The sequence below is a fragment of the Pseudonocardia ailaonensis genome (assembly GCF_039531635.1).
In the GTDB taxonomy this organism is placed as follows: domain Bacteria; phylum Actinomycetota; class Actinomycetes; order Mycobacteriales; family Pseudonocardiaceae; genus Pseudonocardia; species Pseudonocardia ailaonensis.
On record NZ_BAAAQK010000022.1, the window covers coordinates 128,111 to 147,665 of the forward strand.

The following is a 19,555-nucleotide window of genomic DNA, read 5'->3' on the forward strand; positions in this document are numbered from 1 at the left end:
TCAGGTGCTGGCGGTCAGCAGCTCGTCGAGCAGGGTGGCGACCGCCGCCGGCTGCTCGTGGGGCAGGTAGTGGCCGCCGGGGACCTCCCGCAGCTCGCCCGCGGGCAGGGCGTCGGCGACCCGGCGGGCGGTGGCGTCGTCGAGCAGGAGGCTGTCACGGGCGCGGACCACCACGGTTCGCGCGGTCACGGCGGCGAGCGCGGCCCAGACCGCGGGTTCCTCCGCGGCCCCCACGGGGCCGAAGAGGTGGCCGATCTCCGGGTCGTTGCGCGACACCCAGATCCCGGCCCAGTTGCGGCGGTAGAGGTGCCGGGCGCGGACGGCGACGGCCTCGGCCGTCCAGGTCGGGTGCGCCGCGGCCCAGAACTCCTCGACCTCCGCCGTCGACCGGAAGCCCGTGCGACGGCCCGTCGCGGACCGGGTCGCCCCGATGCGGGCGAGCGCCGACGCGGGCAGCGAGGGCGCCGAGTCGAGCAGGACGAGCCGGCGGACCCGGTCCCCGAGCGCGGCCGCCGCCAGCACGGCGACCCGCCCGCCCAGCGAGGGCGCGACGAGATCGACCCGCCGCCGGCCCGCACAGAACCGTTCGAGGTCCGCGGCGTAGTCCCGCAGCCGGTAGCCCGCCCGTGTCCAGCCGGAGAAGCCGTGTCCGCGCATATCGGGGCACAGCACCCGGCTCGACATCCGGCTCGCGACCGGGAGCCACGAGTGGGCGTGCGAGGTCGGGCTGTGGACGAGGACGGCCGGCGTCCCGGCGCCCGGGCCGGTCAGCGTGTGCAGCGTCAGGTCCCCGCACCGCCGGTACTCGCTCGCGAGACCGGACCTCACAGGACGGCCCCGGCGTCCTTCAGCGCGAGGATCGCCTCCCAGTCGTAGCCCAGCTCGAGCAGGACCGCCTCGGTGTCCGCCCCGTGCTCGGGCGCGGCGCGCAGCTCGTAGTCGACGTCCTCGTCGAACTCCACCGGGGCACTCGCGACCAGCACGGCCTCCGCCCGGCCCACGACGCCCCGCACGTAGCGGTTCGCCACCACCTGCTCGTCCACGAGGACCTCGTGCACGCTCTGCACGACCTCCCACGGTCCGCTGCACGCGGCGAGCCGCTCCCGCCACTGTGCGAGCGGGCGGGCCCGGAAGGCCTCCGCCAGCGCGGCGACGCACTCAGCACTGTGGACAGTGCGCGCCGCGGCGTCCACGAAACGGGGATCGGCGAGCAGCTCCGGCCGGTCCAGCGCGCGGCAGAGCTCGGGCCAGAAGCGGTCGCTCTGCAGCATGCCCAGGGCGATGCCGCGGTCGTCGGCGGTGGTGTAGCAGTACGACAGCGGGTTGGGCACCGCGGCGCGGCGGCTGTTCTCCACGCCCGTGCCCCGCGTGTAGCTGATGTCGTTGGCCAGCTGCCACACCGCCGTCCCGAGCAGGGAGACGTCCACGAGGCCGCCCCGACCCGTCATCGCCCGCCGGTACAACGCACCCGCCACCCCGAACGCGAGGTTCATCGCCGCCGCCCGGTCGCCGAAGCCCGGCCGCGAGCGGGGGATGTCCGCGGCACCGGGCGGGGTGAGGCAGAAACCGATGCCGCCACGTGCCCAGTACACGGTGGAGTCGTAGCCGCGGCGGGTGGCGTCGCCGCGGGGCCCGGCCGCCGTCGCACGCACGTACACCAGGGCCGGGTTGAGCGCGCGCAGCTCCTCCGGTGTGACACCGAGGGCTTCCTGGGTGTCCCGCAGGTAGCTGGTCATCACCACGTCGGCCCCGGCGACCAGCTCCCGCAGCACCTGCCGGCCGCGCTCGGTGCGCAGGTCGATCCCGATGCTCCGCTTGCCCCGGTTGGCCTGCTCGACCAGCAGGGCGACCCCGTCGACGGTGGGCGAGCCGCCACCCTGGGCGAGCCCGCGCATGCTGTCCCCGCGGGCCACCGGCTCCACCTTCACCACATCGGCGCCGAAGTCGGCCAGGACGGCGGCGGCCGACGGGACCATCGCCCACTCGGCGAGCTCGACGACCCGGACCCCGCCGAAGACCTCCTGCACGTGCTGCCTCCTCGTCGAGCCGACCGGTACCGCCGCGCCGAGATACTACTTAGTATGTTGCCCGTGGAGAAGGTCGCACCCCCCGTCCCGGTGCCGGACGATGTCACGGCACCGTTCTGGGCCGCGACCGCCCGGGGCGAGCTGCACATCCAGCGCTGCCTGGGGTGCCGCCGCTTCCAGCAGCCGCCGGCGCCGCTGTGCACCCACTGCGCGGGGGCCGACCTGCGGTTCGAGCCGGTCACCGGCCGGGCGCGGCTGCACAGCTGGACGCGGACCTGCGCCGGGACCCGGCATCCGGCCTTCGACGAGCGCACGCCGTACCTGGTGGCGCTCGTCGAGCTCGTCGAGCAGGAGGGGTTGTTCCTGTACACGAACCTGCAGGATCCGGTGCCCGCCGGGACCGAGCTGGAGGTCGGTTTCGAGGGACGGCACGGGTTCGCCCTCCCCCGGTTCCGGCCCGTCCCGTGAGGGCCGTGGCGATCACCGGCGTCGGGCACTCCCCGGTGTACCGCCGCCCGGAGGTGCCGCTGGGCCCGCTCACCCTCGACGCCTGCCGGACGGCCGTCGCGGACGCCGGGCTGACCGCGGACCGGATCGACGGCGTGGCCTGCGCGCCCCGCCAGCCGGTACCGGGCCGCGACGTGACCTACGACGGCGTCGACCACGTCACCGCGGACTTCGTCGCCGGGCACCTGGGCCTGGCCACGACCTGGCGGGAGAACGTCGGCGGCTTCCTGATGAACTCGCTGGTCGCAGCGGTATCGGCCGTCGGGTCGGGGCTCTGCGACCACGTCCTCGTCTGCCGGTCGCTGCACGGCCCGCGCGCCCGCTACGGGGTGCGCGCCGACGCCGGGGCCCCCGGACCCGCCCAGTTCGACGCCCCGTACGGGATCTTCGTGCCCGGGGTCTGGGCCCAGCAGTGGCAGCGCTACCAGCACCTCTACGGCACCGGCAGCCGGGAGGAGATGGCCGCCCTCGTCGTCCGGGCCCGGGCGAACGGGCTGCTCTGGGAACACGGGTACTGGACGGCCCGCGGCGCCGCGCCGCTGACCGTCGAGGAGTACCTGGGCGCGCGCATGATCAGCACGCCCCTGTGCGTGCACGACTGCGACATCCCCGTGCACGGCGCCGCCGCCTTCGTGGTGAGCGGGACCGGTCACCACGACCTGCCGCACCCGCCCGCGTACGTCCGGGGGCTCGCCCCGGCCGTGCACGCCGAGGGCAACACACTGCGCCCCTGGCCGCTGGAGCAGGAGCAGGAGGCGGGCCGGGCGGTGGCCCGGACGCTGTGGCGGCGCTCCGGCTTCGGCCCCGCGGACGTGGACCTCGCGAACCTCTACGACGGGTTCGGCATCATCGCGGTGGTGTGGCTGGAGGCGTTCGGTTTCTGCGGACCCGGCGAGGCGTTCGGCTACCTCGCCGCGGATCCGGTGCCGCTCAACACCTCCGGCGGGAACCTGGGCGCCGGCCGGATGCACGGGGTGCCGCACCTGATGGACGCGGTCCTGCAGGTCACCGGCCGCTCCGGCCCCCGCCAGGTGCCCGGGGCCGAGCTGGCCCTGGTCTCGATCGGCCAGCAGTCGGGCGGCGGCGCCCTCCTGCTCGGCGCGACCCCCGACTGACCCCCGAGAGAACTGGACGGAGTGCGACGATGCAGTTCCTGCTGATCCACGGCGGCACGTTCGACGACCGCTGCTGGGACCGGATGCGTCCCCACCTCACGCTGCCCGCGGTCGCGGTGGTGCAGCCGGGGCGCGGCGACAACCGTCCGGACGAGATCCGCACGGTGGGCCTGCCGGACTACCGGGCGACCGTCGCGGACACCGTCGCCCGCACGCCGGGCGAGCTGATCCTGGTCGCGCACTCGCTGGCCGGGCTGAGCGTCACCGCGGGGATCCTGGCGGCACCCGAGCGGGTCCGGCACGTGGTCCTGCTCTCCTGCGCCGTCCCGCCGCAGGGCGGGACGGTCCTCGGTACGACGGGCCGCCCGGAGGTGGTGGGCGGGGACGCCGGGGAGCCGGTGGTCCAGACGCCCGAACTCGTCGCCCACATGGCGGGCGAGATGACGGCGGAGCAGCTGGAGCACGCGATCGCCCTGAGCGTTCCCGAGCCGGGGCGGATCCTGCGGACCCCGGCCACGCTCGAGGGCTGGGAGGTCGACGTGCCGAAGACCTGGGTCCGGCTGGCGCGCGACACCGTCTTCCCGCCGGACCTGCAGACCGAGATGGCCGCCCGGGCGGGCGTCGACGAGATCGTCGACCTCGACGCCGGGCACCTCGCCATGTTCAGCCGCCCCGAGGAGCTCGCCGGGATCTGCAACGAGATGGCCGCGAAGTACGTCTGACCGGCGCGGTCCCGCCGGGGCCGGCGGGACCGCCCTGCGCGCTCAGGTGATCACGCCGGCGTCCTTGAGCCGGATGATCTCCTCCCAGTCCGCGCCGAACTCGAGCAGGATCTCCTCGGTGTTCGCGCCGGCCTCGGGGCAGGGGTCCAGCCGGCCGTGGCTGCCGTCGATCGTGATCGGCGCCGGCACCATCCGGATCGTGGTGCCGTTGGCCGCCGTCAGGTCGCTCATGTAGCCGTTCGCGAGGGCCTGCGGGTCGTCGGCCACCTCGCGCGGCGACTGCAGCGGGGCCCAGGGCCCACCGAACCCGGTGAACCGCTCCACCCACTCCGCATAGGGACGGCCGCGGACGGTCGCCGCGACGATCTCCCGGCACTCCTCGTGGTGCTCGGTGCGCGCGTGGTGGTCCACGAACCGCGGATCGTCGAGCAGCTCGGTGAGCCCGGCCAGCTCCGCGAACGCCGGCCACCAGCGGTCGGACTCGAGGAGCGCGATCACGATCCAGCGATGGTCCGCCGTCTCGTAGTAGTCGACGAGGGGGTTGCGCCCGCGGGCCTCGCGGCTGTTCTCGCGATCCAGCGCCTTCGAGTAGACGATGTCGCTCGAGATCTGCCACATGGCCGTGCCCATCAGCGAGACCTCGACGTTCGCGCCCTCGCCGGTGCGCTCCCGGCGGAACAGGGCGGAGGCGATGCCCGCCACCAGGTTCATCGAGCCGAGCTTGTCCCCCATGGCCGGGCGCATCTTCGCCGTGGTCGGCGCGTCCGCCGCGGTCAGGGCGTACCCGATGCCGCTGCGGCACCAGTAGGCGGTCATGTCGTAGCCGCCCTGGTCCGCGTCCGCGCCCTCGGAGCCGTAGCCCATCCCGCTCGCGTAGACGATCCGCGGGTTGGCCGCCTTCACCGACTCGTAGTCCAGCCCGACCTTGTCCCGCGTCTTGGGCAGCAGGCTCGTGAGGAACACGTCCGCCTGCGCGGCGAGCCGCAGGATCAGCGCGCGGCCCTCCTCGCTGCGCACGTCGATCCCGATGCTGCGCTTGCCGCCGAAGTTCGTCTGCTCCATCTGCAGCGCCACCCCGTCGATCACGGGATTGACGCCGGCGACCGAGAGGCCGCGCTGCATGTCACCGCCCCGGGGCCGCTCGACCTTGATCACGTCCGCCCCGAACTCGGCGAGCACCGCGGCCGCGGCCGGCACGAGCGTCCACTCCGCCACCTCGAGGACCTTGACGCCCTCGAACATCGCCGCCGCGGAGGACCCCTGCTGTTCCGTCACTGTCCGTCCTTCACCTGTCGTCGGGCCGCCCGGTGGGTCGGCCGTCGTCCTGCAGTCCGAGTGCTCAGTGGTGGACGGGCAGCCGCTCGCGCAGCCGCTGCTTGAGGACCTTGCCACTGGCGTTGACCGGCAGCTCGTCGACGATCGTCACGAGCCGCGGGACCTTGTAGTTGGCCATCGCCGCGCGGGCGTAGGCGACCACCTCCTCCGGAGTCACCACCGCCCCCGGCCGGGGGACGACGAACGCCGCTCCGACCTCACCGAAGTGCGGGTCCGGCATGCCGACGACGGCGACGCGCGCGATCGCCGGCATGGCCGACAGGCTGCGCTCCACCTCGGCGGGGGCCACGTTGAACCCGCCCATGATGTAGAGGTCCTTGAGCCGGTCGGTGATCCGGACGTAGCCGTTCTCGTCCTGCACGGCGAGGTCACCGGTGCGCAGCCAGCCGTCGACGAGGGTCTCGGCCGTGGCCTCCGGGTCGTCGAGGTACCCGGTCATGTGGGCGTATCCGCCGAGGAGCAGCTCACCCTCCGTGCCGGCGGCCACCTCCGAGCCGTCCGGGGCGACGATCCGCACGGTGACGCCGTCGGCGGGCCGGCCGACCGTCGCGTCGACGATCTCGTCCGGGTCCGTGGGCAGCGTGAACGTGCCGATCGCGTGGTTCTCGGTGAGCCCGTACCCGGTCATCACCGTGTCGAGGCCGAGCTCCCCACGCATGCGGGACACCAGCCGGTCCGGGAAGGACGCCGCGGCGACGATCGCCACCCGCAGCGACGAGAGGTCGCGCCCGGGCCGCTCCGGGTGGTCCAGCATCCCGGTGAAGATCGCGGGCGAGCCCGGCACGTGCGTGACCCGCAGCCGCTCGACGTCGGCCAGCGCGCGGCCCGCGTCGAACACGGCCACCGGCACCGTCGCCGCCCCGACCAGGAGGCTGAGCATCCAGCCGGCCTTGTAGCCGAAGCAGTGGAAGAACGGGGTCGCGACGAGGTGCCGGTCCCCCTCGGCCAGCCCGAACCCGGAGTTGTAGGCCTCGTAGGCGCGCAGGCTGGCACCGTGGCGCAGCAGCACGCCCTTCGGCGCACCGGTGGTGCCGGAGGTGAAGATGACATCGCTGACGTCGTCCGGACCCAGGGCGGCGATCCGGCGGCCGACCTCGGCCCGGTCCTCGGCGGATCCCTCGTCGAGGAAACCCGACCAGTCGTCGCGCCCCGGCCCGGGTATCCGGACGACCGGGGTGCGGGCCGCCAGGTCGGGCGCGGCCTCGCGCAGCAGCCCGACGTGGTCGGTGCCCATGAAGTCGTCGACGACCAGCAGCACGCGGGCGTCCGCCCGCTCGACGACGTACGCCGCCTCGCTCCCGCGGAAGCGGGTGTTGAGCGGCACGAGCCAGGCCCCGGCCGCCTGGACCCCCAGCGCCGCCACGATCCAGGATGCCGAGTTCGGCGCCCACAGCGCCACCCGGTCACCGGGCCGCACACCCCTGCGGACCAGGCCGGCGGCCACCCGCCGGAGGTCCCGCGCGACGTCCCGGAAGGACAGCTCGATCCCGCCGTCGATGACCGCGGGGGCGTCGGAGAAGCGCTCGGCCGACGCGAGGGCCATCGCCGGCTGTGAGCCGAACCGGAGGTCCGCGGTGCGCTGCGCGTTCACAGGACCGGGCCGGCCCACGACGGGCCCCAAGGTGTCGTCATCCCATCGCCTTCGACTCGAGAGTCAACCTACCAAGTAGTATGCACACCCGACCCGGGCCCGGACAAGGGTCGACCACCGACCGCACGGTAGAGACGGCGGCCGCCGCGCACAACATTCTACTGCGTAGGTTGACCCTGCTCGTCGCCCTGGTTACCGTGCGAGAGCCCACCCGGGACGTGACGACGTTGTTCAGCCACCTACTGAGTCGTATGCTTCGCGGGACAGAACCGAGGAGGCCCGGTGCGCTTCGCCCTATCCGAGGACCAAGTGTTCCTCCAGCAGACCACGGCGGAGGTCGCCGCCCATCTGTTCGCCGACTCGGCCGTCCGCTCGGCCGCCTCGGACGGCGGCGCGCTGCGGGCGGACGCGTGGAAGAAGCTGACCGAGCTGGACCTGGTCGGGATGCTGGTGCCGGAGGACCAGGGGGGCGCGGGCGGCTCCGTCACCGACGCCTGCGTCGTCGCCGAGGTGCTCGGCCGGTTCATCGCCCCGGTTCCGTACGTCGCCACCGCGATCGCCACGGCCTCGCTCCTGCGGCTGGCCGGGGGTCCGGCCGAGTCGCTCGCCGATCTCGCCGGCGGCACCGCGTACGCGCCGCTGCTCGACGCGCGTCTGGATATCCCGGTCGCCGAGGCGACCATCGCGTTCGACTGGACGCGCGGGGCGTGGGGCGTCGCCCTGGGCGCCGACGGGCGCGCCGCCGTGCACGCGCTCGCGGAGGACGCGGTCGTCGACGACATCGATCCCCTGCACCCGCTGCGCCGGGTCCGCCCGGTGCCCACCGGGGCCCCGGACTCCGAGGCCGCCCGCCGCTGCCGGGCGATCGCCTGGACCGGGACGGCGGCGTTCCTCACCGGCCTCGCGGACGGCGCCCTCCGCCAGGCGGTCGACTACGCGGGCCAGCGGGAGCAGTACGGGCAGCCGATCGGCTCGTTCCAGGCCGTGCAGCACCTCTGCTCGGACATGCTGGTCGACGTCGAGACGGCCCGGTCGGTCACCTACGGCGCCTCCTGGGCCGTGGAGCACGCGCCGATCGACGAGGCCGAGCGCCTGGCCGCCTCGGCCAAGGCCTACGCCGGCCCGGCGTCGCTGCGGGTGTGCGAGACCGGCATCCAGGTCCTCGGCGGCATCGGTGTCACCCAGGAGCACGAGGCACACCTGCGGCTGCGCAGCGCCCACCTGCACGACTCCGCCTTCGGCGGCACGGACGCCCCGCTCGCCCTGTTGGCGCGGCGGGCCATCGAGAACGGCTGAGCCATGGACCTGCGCGACTCCCCCGACGAGGCCCGATTCCGCGGTCGGCTGCGATCGTGGCTTGCCGACAACCTCCCGTCCGAGCCCGAGCCGGCGACCCTGAGCGAGCGCTGGCCCTACATGCTGGCCTTCCAGCGGAAGATGTACCGGGGCGGCTGGATCGCCCTGTCCTACCCCGAGGAGGTCGGTGGCCAGGGCCTCGGGCTGATGGAGGAGGCGATCCTCGGCGAGGAGCTCGGGCGCGCCAACGCCCCGACCATGATCCCGCTGGGCCACCTCGGCCGCCCGCTGCTCAGCCACGGCACGGCCGAGCAACGCCGGCGCTACCTCCCGCCGCTGCTCGCCTCCGAGGAGATCTGGTGCCAGGGCTTCTCCGAGCCGCAGGCGGGCTCCGACCTGGCGGCCCTGCGCACCCGTGCCGTCCTCGACGGCGACGAGTGGGTGCTGTCCGGTCAGAAGGTCTGGACCAGCTACGGGGCGTTCGCGGACTACTGCCTGCTGCTGGCCCGGACCGACCCGAAGGCGGTCCGGCACCGCGGGATCTCCGCCTTCGTCGTGCCGCTGCGGACGGCGGGGATCACGGTCCGGCCGATCGTCCTCGCGAACGGTGACGAGGAGTTCGCCGAGATCCATCTCGACGACGTCCGGATCCCCGCGGAGAACCTGCTCGGGAAGCCGACCGACGGCTGGCGGATCGCCATGGACGTCGTCAGCTACGAGCGGGGTGCCGTGGACGTCGGCTACCTGGCGAAGTTCGACCGCTACCTCACCGAGCTGGCAGGCCTGGTCCGCGCCTCGGGGCGCGAGCCCGACCGGTCCACCCTCCAGACCCTCGGCGAGGCCGCGGCGGGGCTCGAGGTGCTGCGGATGCACTGCCTCCGGAGCCTGAGCGAGCGGGTCGAGGGCGGCAGCCCCGGTGCCGAGAGCTCGATCGACAAGCTGCTGATGACGCGGGTGGAGCAGACTCTGATGTCCGCCGGACTCGAGCTGCTCGACGACGTGACCACACCGGACCGCAGCGAGTGGTTCGACCGCTACCTCTACGGTCGCGCGGGCAGCATCTACGGCGGCTCGGCCCAGATCCAGCGCAACATCCTGGCCCAGCGCGTGCTGGCCCTCCCCCGCGGTCCGCGGGCATGATCGGCACCGTGGCAGCAGCCGGACCCCTCCGGGTCCCCCCGGCACTGACCCCGCTGAACCGGAGCTTCTGGACGGGCGGGGCGGAGGGCAGGCTGCTGGTCCACCGGTGCCGCGACTGCGGGACCTGGCTGCACCCCGCGCCCGAGGTGTGCCGGGTGTGCCTGTCGCGTGCGGTCGGGCCGGAGCCGGCCTCCGGGCGGGGCACGGTCGCCGCGTTCACGGTCAACCACCAGCAGTGGAACCCGGCCGGGACGGTCGAGCCGTACGTGATCGCGATGGTGGAGCTCCCCGAGCAGGCCGCCCTGCGGCTGATCACCAACGTCGTCGGGTGCCGCCCCGGCGACGTCCACATCGGAATGGCCGTGCGGGTCCGGTTCGAGCCGCTCGACGACGTCTGGCTCCCCCTGTTCGAGCCGGACGTCTGACACCGAAGGAGATCGACATGCGCGTCGCCGTCATCGGAGCGGGCTTCGCCGGCGTCAGCTCCGCCAAGTACATGCTCGCCGCCGGGTTCGAGGTCGTCGTGTACGAGGCCGGGTCGAACGTCGGCGGCCTCTGGGTCTACGAGAACGACAACGGCCGGGCCCAGGCCTACCGACACCTCTGCATCATCTCGACCCGCAAGCACACGCACTTCAGCGACTTCGACTTCGACGCGTCGACACCGCGCTTCCCCACGCACTGGGACATGCACCGCTACCTGCAGCGCTACGCCGACCACTTCGGCGTCACGCCGCACGTGCGGTTCCGCTCCCCGGTCGCCGCCGTCGAGCCCGCGGGCGACGGCCGGTGGACCGTGCGCACCGAGGGCGGCGAGGAGGTGTTCGACGCGGTGCTCGTCGCCACCGGACACCTCAACGAGCCGCGGCACGCTCCCGAGCTCGCGGAGTTCGGCGGGGAGTACCTGCACAGCAGCGCCTACCGGGTGGCGGACCCGTTCGTGGGCAGGCGGGTGGCGGTCGTCGGCACCGGCAACAGCGGTGTCGACGTCGCGAGCGACGTCTGCTCGGTCGCCGAGCGGACCGTGCTGGTCGCCCGCTCGGGGGTGGTGATCCAGCCCAAGGTGGTCTTCGGGGTGCCGTTCCCGGACATCGCCATCGGCCTGCGGGCCCGGCCCTGGATCCCGGCCTGGATCCGCAACCGCATCCTGAGGACGCTGGTCTCGCTCGCGCACGGGAACCAGCGGCGGCTGGGCTTCCTGCCGCCCACCGCCCGCACCCACCCGACGTCGTCCGAGGCGATCGTGGCGCACATCGAGTTCAACCGGGTGGCGGTGAAGCCGGGCATCACGGCGGTGGACGGCAAGACCCTCACCTTCGCCGACGGGAGCCAGGAGGACTTCGACGTCCTGGTCGGCGCCACCGGTTACCGCGTCCACCTGCCGTTCCTCTCCCCCGAGGTGCTGCCGGTGGAGGGCAACCACGTCGACCTCTACAAGCGGATCTTCGTCCCGGGCCGGCCCGGGCTCTACTTCATCGGCATGCTCAACCCGCTGACCTCGCTGAACGCGATCTTCGAACGGCAGGCGCACCTGGTGGCGCGCTGCGTCGCCGGCGAGGTGACCCTGCCGGACGAGGGCGCCATGCGGGCGGACATCGCGCGGAAGAAGGCGCTCTCCGCCGCGATCTTCACCGACTCGCCCCGGCACGAGCTGGAGGAGCCGGACACCGGCTACGTCGAGGAGCTGCGGGATCTGGTGAAACGCGGCAGCAGGTCGGCTCCCGGGTCACTCGCCACCCGGCTGCGCCGGGACCGCGCCGAGCGCAGCGACCTCGGGGCGGGCGTGTGAGCGGCCGGCTGGAGGGCACGGTCGCCCTGGTGACCGGCGCGGCCCGGGGACAGGGCCGCTCGCACGCGGTGCACCTCGCGGCCGAGGGTGCGGACGTCATCGGCCTCGACCTCTGCGCCCAGGTGGAGTCCATCGCCTACCCCCTGGCGACACCGGAGGACCTGGCCGAGACCGTTCGCGAGGTGGAGCGGCTCGACCGGCGGATGATCGCCGGGGAGGTCGACGTGCGGGACCTGGCCGGGCTGGAGACCTTCGTCGGCAAGGCCGTGGCCGAGCTCGGCGGCCGCCTCGACGTCGTCGTCGCGAACGCCGGGATCGCGGGTACGGGCGACAGCACCCTCGAGATGACGCCGGCCCAGTGGGCCGACATGATCGACGTCAACCTGACCGGGGTGTGGCACACCGCGAAGGTGGCCGTCCCCCACATGGTCGCCGCCGGTCGCGGCGGGGCGCTGGTGATCACCACGTCGGTGGCCGGCAGCCGGGCCTACGCGGGGATCGGGCACTACGTCGCCGCCAAGCACGGGGCCACCGGGCTCATGAAGGCGCTCGCGCTGGAGCTCGCGCCGCACCGGATCCGGGTCAACGCGGTCGCTCCGACCAACGTGGACACCCCGATGATCCAGAACGAGCAGCTCTGGAGACGGACCTGCCCCGACGTCGAGCAGCCCACCCGGGCGGACTACGAGTCGCGGGCCCGGTCGATCAACGTGCTGGACGAGGCGTGGGTGGATCCCTCGGACGTCTCCGAGGCGATGGTCTACCTGGCCGCGGAGTCCGGCCGGTACCTCACCGGCACCACGCTGCCGATCGACCTCGGCCGGTTGCTGCGGTAGGCGTCCGTGCGGATCGGAGTCGTGTTCCCGCAGAACGAGATCACCGCGAGCGGAGCGGCCGCCCGCCGCTTCGCCCGCGAGGTCGAGGAGCTCGGGTTCGCCCACGTGCTGGCCTACGACCATGTGCTGGGGGCGGACCCGGCGGCCCATCCGGGCTGGTCGGGGCCCTACGACGTGGACACCGAGTTCCACGAGCCCCTCGTGCTGTTCGCCCATCTCGCCGCGGTGTGCGAGCTGGAGCTGGTCACCGGGGTGCTGGTCCTGCCCCAGCGGCAGGCCGCGCTCGTCGCGAAACAGGCGGCCACGCTGAGCCTGCTCGCCGAGGGCCGGGTTCGGCTGGGGGTCGGCACGGGCTGGAACGAGGTCGAGTACGCCGCCCTGGGCATGCCGTTCGCGGACCGCGGCGACCGGATGGACGAGCAGGTCGCGATGATGCGCAGGCTCTGGGCGGAGCGCTCGATCACCGACACCGGCGACCACCACGTCGTCGACGGGGCGGGGATCGCGCCGCGCCCGGCCGTCCCCGTCCCGCTGTGGTTCGGCACCTACGGCCGGGCCCGTCGTCCGCTGGAGCGGATCGGCCGGCTCGGCGACGGGTGGCTGCCGGTCGGGCTGCGGCCCGGCCCTGAGCTGGACCGGGCGACGGCGCAGGTGGCCACCGCCGCCGCGGCGGCGGGCCGCGATCCGGCGCGGATCGGGCTGGAGGGCCGGGTCCGGCTGGCTCCCGGACGCGCCGGCGAGGCGCGCGACCGCATCGGCGCCTGGACCGCCGCCGGAGCCACCCACCTCACCGTCGACACCCGGGGCAACGGGCTGCGCGACGGCGGCCACACGGATCTGCTGCACGAGCTGGCCCAGGTCCTCGACGAGAAGGAGACATCGCCATGAAGCGCTTCGCAGGCCGGATCTGGGGTCCGGTGAACGCCGAGGACCTCGTGGGGATCCCCGGGACGGACTGGGTCCTGACGAGCGGGATGCAGGGCCCCACGGCCCCCCTCGGGCGGCTCTACGCCGTGGACCGCCGGGACCTGTCGTGCACCGAGATCTACCCGTACACCGCGGACACCGGGTCCCTGGACCCGGCCGTGTTCGAGCCGCACGGGATCGACGTCGCCGTCGCGGCCGACGGCACGCCGGAGCTCCTGGTCGTCGACCACGGGGGCGGCGAGTCGGTGGCGAGGTTCGCGATCGACCTCGGCGGCGACCGCCCCGTCCTCACCCATCTCGAGACCGTGCCGATGCCCGCCGGCGTCTGGGGCAACGACGTCGCGGCCCTCCCCGGCGGCGGCTTCGTGCTGAGCAGCACGACCGACATCTCGGACGGGCTCGAGAAGGGCATGGCCCGGATGGGCGCCGGCGAGGAGACCGGGTGCGCGGTCGAGTGGACGCCGGGTGCGGGGTGCCGGGTCCTGCCCGGCAGCGCGATCAACAGCGCGAACGGCGTCGCGGTCAGCCCGGACGGCGGCACGGTCTTCCTCGCCGGATGGCGGTCGCGGTGCATCCGGAAGATCACCCGGGGGGCCGGTGATCCCGTCGTCGAGACGCTCGACGTCGACGTCATGGTCGACAACCTCACCTGGACCCCCGACGGTGCGCTGCTCGCGGCCGGGGCGACGGACGCGACGATGGAGGACTTCGCCGCCGCCTACTTCGGTCCGGTGCCGCGGGTCGCGTTCCCCTCCCGGGTGCTGCGGATCGATCCGGACACGCTGGCCGTCGAGACCGTGGCGGAGCAGGCGGACCCCGCTCTCGGCGTCGCGACGACCGCGCTCGCCGTCGGCGACGAGATCTGGGTCGGCGCGGCCCGCGACCAGGGCCTGCAGCGGTACCGCTGATGACGCGCGGCGACACCCTCGAGGCCGCCTGCCCCGCGGTGCCGGTGAGTGCCTGGCTGGCCCGGCACGCTCCCGCGGTCCAGGTGGGCGACGGCCCGCTGGAGGTGCACCCGCTGTCCGGCGGGCGCTCCAACCTCACGTTCCGGATCGTCGACGGGGCGGGCACGACCTGGGCCCTGCGCCGGCCGCCGCTCGGTGGTGTGCTGGCGACCGCGCACGACATGAGCCGGGAGTGGCGCTTCGTGGAGGCGCTCGATCCCACCCCCGTCCCAGTGCCGCGGCCCGTCGCGTTCTGCGCCGATCCGGAGGTCATCGGGGCACCGTTCTACGTCATGGGGTTCGTCGAGGGTGTGGTGCCCGGGGACCGGGAGGCCGGGCGCGCGATGGCCGCCGGCAGCCGGCACGCCGCCGGCCTGGCCTGCGCGGACGTCCTCGCCGCCCTGCACTCCGTCGATCCCGACGCCGTCGGCCTGGGTGACCTCCGCCGCCCGGGCGGGTTCCTCGACCGCCAGCTCCGGCGGTGGCACCGTCAGGTGCACGCCTGCGCGATCCCCGACCTGAGCCTGGTCGACGCGGTGCACGCCCGGCTCGTCGCGCAGCGGCCCCCGGACCCGCCCGCCGCGATCGTGCACGGGGACTTCCGCCCGGGGAATCTCGCGTTCGGCGCCACCGGGGCGATCGGGGCGGTGTTCGACTGGGAGCTCGCGACCCTCGGCGACCCGCTCGCCGACCTCGGCTGGCTCGTCGCCTCGTGGGAGCGGCCGGGCAGCGACCGGGTGACCATCACCTCGGGCCCGACCGCGCTCGACGGCTGGCCCGAGGTGGACGAGCTGGTGGCCCGCTACGCCGACCGGGCCGGCATCGGCGACCGGATCGCCCACCTGGGCTACTTCCGCGCATTCGCCCTGTGGCGCGCCGCGTGCATCGGCGCAGGCGTCTACACGCGCTACGCCTCCGGGCACATGGGGGCCGACAGGGACGAGGCCGCGACGATCATGGCCGCGCGGCTCCGCTCGGTGCGGGCGCAGTCGGAGGCGGCGCTGGCCGCCCTCCGGGAGTGAGCCGGGCCGTGCGCGGGATCAGACCAGCATCCCGCGCACGGCGAACTCCGCCAGCTCCTCGGCCATGTGCTCCCGCTCGGCCTTGGTGTCGCCCTGGCTCCCGGGCCGGAACCACACGCTCATCCAGTTCGAGATGCCCAGCGCGGCCTTGGCCATCAGGTTCGGGTCCGCGTCCCGGAAGGACCCGTCGGCGATCCCGGCCTCCACGACGTCGGTGAAGAAGCTCTCGAACCGGCGCCGCATCTCGAAGATGCCCCGGACCGCGTCGCCCTTGTCCCGCCCCTCGCTCGCGAGGTTCATCTCGGCGTGGTGCTGGGCCGGGCCCATGTAGTCCGCGTGCTCCATCAGGTGCATGGCGTGTCGCCGCACCATTTCCCGCAGTTTCTCGGGAGCCGGCAGATCCGCCTGCTCGGCCACGGGACCGACCGCGGCGAGCGCCCACTCGAGGGACTGCTGGTGAATGCCGATGAACAGGTCGCCCTTGGTGCGGAAATAGTGGTAGATACGACCTTTGGTGCATCCGAGAACGTCGGCCACGTCGTCGATGGAGGTGGCGGCATAACCCCTCTGGGAGAACGCCTTGGCCGCGGCGTCGAGGATCTCCCCGGCACTGGCCCGCTGCTTCTCGTCGAGCACCCGAACGCGGCCGTTGCCGAATCCCTGCTTCATAGGGACATACTACTCGTCCGAACGAGAGATTCGGGAGTGCTCACCCGGTGAACTGCCCGCCGTCGACGTAGAGAACCTCACCGGCGACGAAACGGGAGCCCTCGCCCGCCAGGAACAGAACGGCGTCCGCGATGTCGTCCGGAGTGCCGGCATGCCCGGCCGGGATGTGGGCGAACACGGCCTGGTTGGCGGCGCTGGCCAGATAGGTGCGGGACATGTTGGTGTCGATGAGCCCGGGCCCGACGGCGTTGACGCGGATCCCCTTGTCCGCCACCAGCCTCGACACGTGCTTGACCATCGCCTGCGCCCCGGCCTTCGACGCGGTGTACGCGACGTGCCCCGACGAGGTGGGGTTCGCCGCGGCCACGGAGGTGATCACCACGACCGATCCGGGCACCCCGCGGGCGACCATGCTGGCGACCCCCTTCTGCACGGCGAGCAGCGCTCCGCGCAGGTTGACACCGAGCACCTCGTCCCAGTCCGCCAGGGACATCTCCACGAATCCCTCGAGCCCAGCGGGCGCCTGCGCCCGCGGGGAGCCGCTGCGGTAGCCCGGGACCGGGATGCCGGCCGCGGCCACGACCACGTCGAGCCCGCCGAGGACCGACTCGGCGAGCCCCACGGCCTGCTCGATCACCGCGGGATCCCCCACGTCGCCGATCACCAGCTCGGCCCGGCCACCGGCCTCCGCGATCTCACCGAGGAGCTCCTTGCCCGCGGACTCCACCACGTCGACGACGACCACCGCGGCGCCCTCCGCGGCGAGGCGGCGAGCACAGGCCCGGCCCATCCCGTTCGCGCCGCCCGTGACCATCGCGACCCGACCCTCGAACCCGCCCATGCGCCTGCCTCCTCCGTGAGGTGTTCCCTGGACAAACTACTGGGTATGTTGGTCACCGGACAACCCGTCGACGACGAAAGGCCCTCATTGTGAGCTGGGACTTCTCCACCGAACCCGAGTTCGTGACCACGCTCGAGTGGATGCGGGAGTTCGTCCGCGAGGAGATCGTGCCACTGGAGACCCTCGACCTCGACCGTCCGACGTTCGCGCGGATCACCGACCCGCTCAAGGAGCAGGTGCGGGAACGGGGGCTGTGGGCGGCGCACCTGCCCCCGGAGCTCGGTGGTGGCGGGTTCGGGCAGGTCCGGCTGGCGCTGATGCACGAGATCCTCGGTGAGTGCCGGTACGCGCCCGCCGTCTTCGGCAACCAGGCCCCGGACTCGGGCAACGCCGAGCTGCTGGCCGTCGGCGGCACGCCGGAGCAGCAGGACCGCTGGATGCACCCGCTGCTGCGCGGCGAGCTCCGCTCCTGCTTCTCGATGACCGAGCCGGGTGCGGGGGCGGACCCGACGCTGCTCACCACCCGCGCGGTCCGCGACGGCGACGACTGGGTGATCACCGGGCACAAGTGGTTCTCCACCAACGGATCCCACGCGGACATCCTCATCGTCATGGCCGTCACCGATCCCGAGGCCCCGCCGGCGCGGCGGGCGTCGATGTTCGTGGTGCCGGTCGGGACCCCGGGTGTCGACGTCGTCCGCGACATCCCCGCGATGGACCGCGCCTGGCTGGGCGACGACCTCGAGAACGGGCACGCCGAGATCGTCTACCGGGAGGTCCGGGTGCCCGCCGACCATCTGATCGGTGAACCGGGCGACGGGTTCCGGCTGGCCCAGAAGCGGCTCGGCCCGGGCCGCATCCACCACGCGATGCGCTGGCTGGGCCAGTCGCGGCGGGCCTTCGACATGCTGTGCGAACGCGCGGTCAGCCGGCACACCCACGGCTCCGCCCTGGCCGACAAGCAGATGGTCCAGGACTGGGTCGCACAGTCCGCCGCCGAGATGCAGGCGGCCCGGCTCATGACCCTGCACGCCGCCTGGACCATCGACCGGGTGGGCACCTCGAACGCCCGGCTGGAGATCGGCATGGTCAAGTACTGGGGAGCCCGCGTGCTGCACGACGTGATCGACCGGGCGATCCAGGTGCACGGCTCGCTCGGGTTCTCCGCCGACCTGCCCCTCGAGCACATGTACCGCGCGGCCCGCGGCGCCCGGATGCTCGACGGCCCCGACGAGGTCCACAAGGCCACCGTCGCCCGGCGGATCCTCAGGGGCTACACCGCACGCGAGGTGCCGACCGAGCACGTGCCCACCCGGGCCGCCGACGCCCGGGAGAAGTTCGCGCGGTACCTGGAGGCGGCGACCGCGGACGCGTAGCCGGGACCCGGGGCCCGGGCGGGGGGTGGTGCCCGGGCCCCGGGAGTCAGGCGGAAGCAGGTGTCGGCGACCGTGCCTCAGGCCTCGTCGCCGGTGTGGGCGACCGCGGCGCGCAGGCCCTCGACGCCGGTCGCCGCGGTGGCCCGCCAACCGCAGCTGCAGCCGACCGCATAGCCCTGCGCGCCCCGGATCACGGACTGGCCGTCGCAGCGCCCGGTGAGCGTGGCGACGGCGTTCATGAACTCCGCCGGGGTCTCGTGCAGCGAGCTGTCGTCGTCGTCCACCTCAGGCCACCGGGACCGGCGGGACGTGCGGGAACAGCTCCGCGAACGCACCGACCGTGATCCGCTCGCGCACCGCGGGGTCCGCGTTCGCGAACAGCCCGCGCAGGGTGGACTGGGTGTGCCCGAAGGTGCCCTCGATGTGCGGGTAGTCGCTGCCCCAGCAGACGTTGCGCCAGCCCATCGCGCTCATCGCCGCCACCGCGCTGCCGTCGTGCTGGAACGACGCGTAGACCTGGGTGAACAGGTACTCGCTGGGCAGCTTGGCGAGCTTGGGCCGCACGGCGGACCAGTGCTGGCGGTAGCCCTCGTCCATCCGGTCGGCGAGGAACGGGCCCCAGGTCGCACCGCCCTCGGAGACCATCACGCGCAGCCCGGGATGCCGCTCCAGCGCCCCCGAGGTGATCATCTGGGCGGTGATCCGCTGCCCGCCGAAGCTCGTCTCGAAGTAGTTCAGGACGGCGCCACCGGGACCCCGGTGGTACTGGCCGTTGATCACACCGGCGTCGTGCGCCTCGGTGCCGATGTGGACGGCCATGACCATGCCGGTCTCCTCCAGCACGTCCCAGACGGGCTCCCACACGTCGTGGTTGAACTTGGGCAGCGACGGCGGCGGCTCGACCGGGAAGAAGGCGGCCCTGAAGCCCATCTCGTGCGTCCGGCGGATCTCGGCCACCGTGTCCTCGACGGACAGCAGCGGCAGGTGCGCGGTGCAGACGAACCGCGGGGAGCGCTGCTGGAACTCCAGCGCCCAGTCGTTGATCACCGACACGCCGGTGCGCAGCAGCTCCGGATCGGTGAGCGACGAGGTCCACATGCTGATCGACGGGAAGATCAGCTCGGCCCAGATGCCCTCGCCGTCGAGGTCCTTCAGGCGCAGCTCGGGATCCCAGGCGCCGGGCGCCTTGTCCTGCTGGCTCAGCCCCGTCTCGTCGGTCAGCGGGCGGGTGGGCAGCCGGCGCCGCCACGAGTTGCCGTCGATGTGCAGGGTCTCCCACCGCCCGTCGGGGTCCTTGACGCTGCGCGGCATCCGCTCGGCCAGCGCCCGCGGCATGCGCTCGAAGAAGAGGTCCTGTGGTTCCAGCACGTGCGAGTCGCCGGAGTTCGCCCAGATCAGGGACGGGGTGGTCATGA

At 73.5% G+C, this 19,555-nt stretch carries 20 protein-coding genes; 12 read left to right on the forward strand and 8 right to left on the reverse strand.

The window, feature by feature from the left end:
- The gene (locus tag ABD324_RS27030; protein WP_344423028.1) at nucleotides 1-828 is read right to left on the reverse strand and encodes an alpha/beta fold hydrolase; all 828 of its coding nucleotides are present in this window, start codon (nucleotides 826-828) and stop codon (nucleotides 1-3) included.
- The gene (locus ABD324_RS27035) at nucleotides 825-2,027 is read right to left on the reverse strand and encodes a CaiB/BaiF CoA transferase family protein (RefSeq protein ID WP_344423031.1); all 1,203 of its coding nucleotides are present in this window, start codon (nucleotides 2,025-2,027) and stop codon (nucleotides 825-827) included. Before ABD324_RS27035 ends, ABD324_RS27030 begins: the two co-directional genes overlap by 4 nt.
- A 63-nt stretch (nucleotides 2,028-2,090) precedes the next feature.
- Between ABD324_RS27035 and ABD324_RS27040 the strand changes: the two genes are divergently transcribed.
- Genes ABD324_RS27040 through ABD324_RS27050 form a run of 3 tightly spaced genes read left to right on the forward strand, consistent with a single transcriptional unit; the run spans nucleotide 2,091 to nucleotide 4,371 of the window.
- Nucleotides 2,091-2,495 (forward strand): Zn-ribbon domain-containing OB-fold protein, encoded by a 405-nt coding sequence (locus tag ABD324_RS27040; protein ID WP_344423034.1) that lies wholly within the window; start codon nucleotides 2,091-2,093, stop codon nucleotides 2,493-2,495.
- Between the two features lie 5 nt (nucleotides 2,496-2,500).
- On the forward strand, nucleotides 2,501-3,649 hold the full coding sequence (locus ABD324_RS27045; protein ID WP_344423037.1) for a thiolase family protein: 1,149 nt from the start codon (nucleotides 2,501-2,503) through the stop codon (nucleotides 3,647-3,649).
- A 29-nt stretch (nucleotides 3,650-3,678) separates the two neighbouring features.
- Nucleotides 3,679-4,371 carry an alpha/beta hydrolase gene (locus tag ABD324_RS27050; RefSeq protein ID WP_344423040.1) on the forward strand — a complete coding sequence of 231 codons (693 nt, stop codon included), beginning with the start codon at nucleotides 3,679-3,681 and terminating at the stop codon, nucleotides 4,369-4,371.
- A gap of 42 nt (nucleotides 4,372-4,413) precedes the next feature.
- Here ABD324_RS27050 and ABD324_RS27055 read toward each other — a convergent pair whose 3' ends face one another.
- Together ABD324_RS27055 and ABD324_RS27060 are read right to left on the reverse strand one after the other, a co-directional pair.
- Nucleotides 4,414-5,646 (reverse strand): CaiB/BaiF CoA transferase family protein, encoded by a 1,233-nt coding sequence (locus ABD324_RS27055; protein WP_344423043.1) that lies wholly within the window; start codon nucleotides 5,644-5,646, stop codon nucleotides 4,414-4,416.
- Nucleotides 5,647-5,710: 64 nt separating this feature from the next.
- A complete protein-coding gene (locus ABD324_RS27060) occupies nucleotides 5,711-7,327 on the reverse strand; it encodes an AMP-binding protein (RefSeq protein ID WP_344423046.1) in 1,617 nt (538 codons plus the stop codon).
- A gap of 252 nt (nucleotides 7,328-7,579) precedes the next feature.
- Between ABD324_RS27060 and ABD324_RS27065 the strand changes: the two genes are divergently transcribed.
- The 8 genes from ABD324_RS27065 to ABD324_RS27100 are packed head-to-tail and all read left to right on the forward strand — an operon-like array spanning nucleotide 7,580 to nucleotide 15,254.
- The gene (locus ABD324_RS27065; RefSeq protein ID WP_344423049.1) at nucleotides 7,580-8,593 is read left to right on the forward strand and encodes an acyl-CoA dehydrogenase family protein; all 1,014 of its coding nucleotides are present in this window, start codon (nucleotides 7,580-7,582) and stop codon (nucleotides 8,591-8,593) included.
- Between the two features lie 3 nt (nucleotides 8,594-8,596).
- A complete protein-coding gene (locus ABD324_RS27070; protein WP_344423052.1) occupies nucleotides 8,597-9,733 on the forward strand; it encodes an acyl-CoA dehydrogenase family protein in 1,137 nt (378 codons plus the stop codon).
- Between the two features lie 8 nt (nucleotides 9,734-9,741).
- Nucleotides 9,742-10,158, forward strand: a complete 417-nt coding sequence (locus ABD324_RS27075; RefSeq protein ID WP_344423055.1) for a Zn-ribbon domain-containing OB-fold protein — start codon at nucleotides 9,742-9,744, stop codon at nucleotides 10,156-10,158.
- A gap of 17 nt (nucleotides 10,159-10,175) precedes the next feature.
- Complete coding sequence (locus ABD324_RS27080; RefSeq protein WP_344423059.1) at nucleotides 10,176-11,522, forward strand: flavin-containing monooxygenase; 1,347 nt, start codon at nucleotides 10,176-10,178, stop codon at nucleotides 11,520-11,522.
- The gene (locus ABD324_RS27085) at nucleotides 11,519-12,358 is read left to right on the forward strand and encodes a mycofactocin-coupled SDR family oxidoreductase (RefSeq protein WP_344423062.1); all 840 of its coding nucleotides are present in this window, start codon (nucleotides 11,519-11,521) and stop codon (nucleotides 12,356-12,358) included. Before ABD324_RS27080 ends, ABD324_RS27085 begins: the two co-directional genes overlap by 4 nt.
- Nucleotides 12,359-12,364: 6 nt before the next feature.
- Entirely contained in the window at nucleotides 12,365-13,246 is an 882-nt protein-coding gene (locus ABD324_RS27090; RefSeq protein ID WP_344423064.1) for an LLM class F420-dependent oxidoreductase, read from the forward strand.
- Entirely contained in the window at nucleotides 13,243-14,193 is a 951-nt protein-coding gene (locus ABD324_RS27095) for an SMP-30/gluconolactonase/LRE family protein (protein ID WP_344423067.1), read from the forward strand. The genes ABD324_RS27090 and ABD324_RS27095 overlap by 4 nt, the downstream gene beginning before the upstream one ends.
- The gene (locus ABD324_RS27100; RefSeq protein ID WP_344423070.1) at nucleotides 14,193-15,254 is read left to right on the forward strand and encodes a phosphotransferase family protein; all 1,062 of its coding nucleotides are present in this window, start codon (nucleotides 14,193-14,195) and stop codon (nucleotides 15,252-15,254) included. The genes ABD324_RS27095 and ABD324_RS27100 overlap by 1 nt, the downstream gene beginning before the upstream one ends.
- 18 nt (nucleotides 15,255-15,272) lie before the next feature.
- Here the strand turns inward: ABD324_RS27100 and ABD324_RS27105 are convergent, their stop codons facing one another.
- Nucleotides 15,273-15,923 (reverse strand): TetR/AcrR family transcriptional regulator, encoded by a 651-nt coding sequence (locus ABD324_RS27105; RefSeq protein WP_344423072.1) that lies wholly within the window; start codon nucleotides 15,921-15,923, stop codon nucleotides 15,273-15,275.
- A 40-nt stretch (nucleotides 15,924-15,963) separates the two neighbouring features.
- Nucleotides 15,964-16,764: an SDR family NAD(P)-dependent oxidoreductase gene (locus tag ABD324_RS27110; RefSeq protein WP_344423075.1), complete on the reverse strand. Its 801-nt coding sequence runs from the start codon at nucleotides 16,762-16,764 to the stop codon at nucleotides 15,964-15,966.
- Nucleotides 16,765-16,853: 89 nt separating this feature from the next.
- On the opposite strand from ABD324_RS27110, the gene ABD324_RS27115 reads away from it, so the two are divergent.
- Nucleotides 16,854-18,140 carry an acyl-CoA dehydrogenase family protein gene (locus ABD324_RS27115; protein WP_344423078.1) on the forward strand — a complete coding sequence of 429 codons (1,287 nt, stop codon included), beginning with the start codon at nucleotides 16,854-16,856 and terminating at the stop codon, nucleotides 18,138-18,140.
- Between the two features lie 77 nt (nucleotides 18,141-18,217).
- Here the strand turns inward: ABD324_RS27115 and ABD324_RS27120 are convergent, their stop codons facing one another.
- Both ABD324_RS27120 and ABD324_RS27125 read right to left on the reverse strand, forming a co-directional pair.
- Complete coding sequence (locus ABD324_RS27120) at nucleotides 18,218-18,424, reverse strand: hypothetical protein (RefSeq protein ID WP_344423081.1); 207 nt, start codon at nucleotides 18,422-18,424, stop codon at nucleotides 18,218-18,220.
- A 1-nt stretch (nucleotide 18,425) separates the two neighbouring features.
- Nucleotides 18,426-19,553 carry an amidohydrolase family protein gene (locus ABD324_RS27125; RefSeq protein ID WP_344423083.1) on the reverse strand — a complete coding sequence of 376 codons (1,128 nt, stop codon included), beginning with the start codon at nucleotides 19,551-19,553 and terminating at the stop codon, nucleotides 18,426-18,428.
- Between the last annotated feature and the right edge of the window lie 2 nt (nucleotides 19,554-19,555).

What these genes read in the sequence shown, in the direction of transcription:
- ABD324_RS27050 (WP_344423040.1), top strand. Translation starts at nt 3,679, where the DNA reads ATGCAGTTCCTGCTGATCCACGGCGGCACGTTCGACGACCGCTGCTGG.
- ABD324_RS27070 (WP_344423052.1), top strand. Translation starts at nt 8,597, where the DNA reads ATGGACCTGCGCGACTCCCCCGACGAGGCCCGATTCCGCGGTCGGCTG.
- ABD324_RS27080 (WP_344423059.1), top strand. Translation starts at nt 10,176, where the DNA reads ATGCGCGTCGCCGTCATCGGAGCGGGCTTCGCCGGCGTCAGCTCCGCC.
- ABD324_RS27095 (WP_344423067.1), top strand. Translation starts at nt 13,243, where the DNA reads ATGAAGCGCTTCGCAGGCCGGATCTGGGGTCCGGTGAACGCCGAGGAC.
- ABD324_RS27100 (WP_344423070.1), top strand. Translation starts at nt 14,193, where the DNA reads ATGACGCGCGGCGACACCCTCGAGGCCGCCTGCCCCGCGGTGCCGGTG.
- ABD324_RS27105 (WP_344423072.1), bottom strand. Translation starts at nt 15,923, where the DNA reads ATGAAGCAGGGATTCGGCAACGGCCGCGTTCGGGTGCTCGACGAGAAG.
- ABD324_RS27110 (WP_344423075.1), bottom strand. Translation starts at nt 16,764, where the DNA reads ATGGGCGGGTTCGAGGGTCGGGTCGCGATGGTCACGGGCGGCGCGAAC.
- ABD324_RS27125 (WP_344423083.1), bottom strand. Translation starts at nt 19,553, where the DNA reads ATGACCACCCCGTCCCTGATCTGGGCGAACTCCGGCGACTCGCACGTG.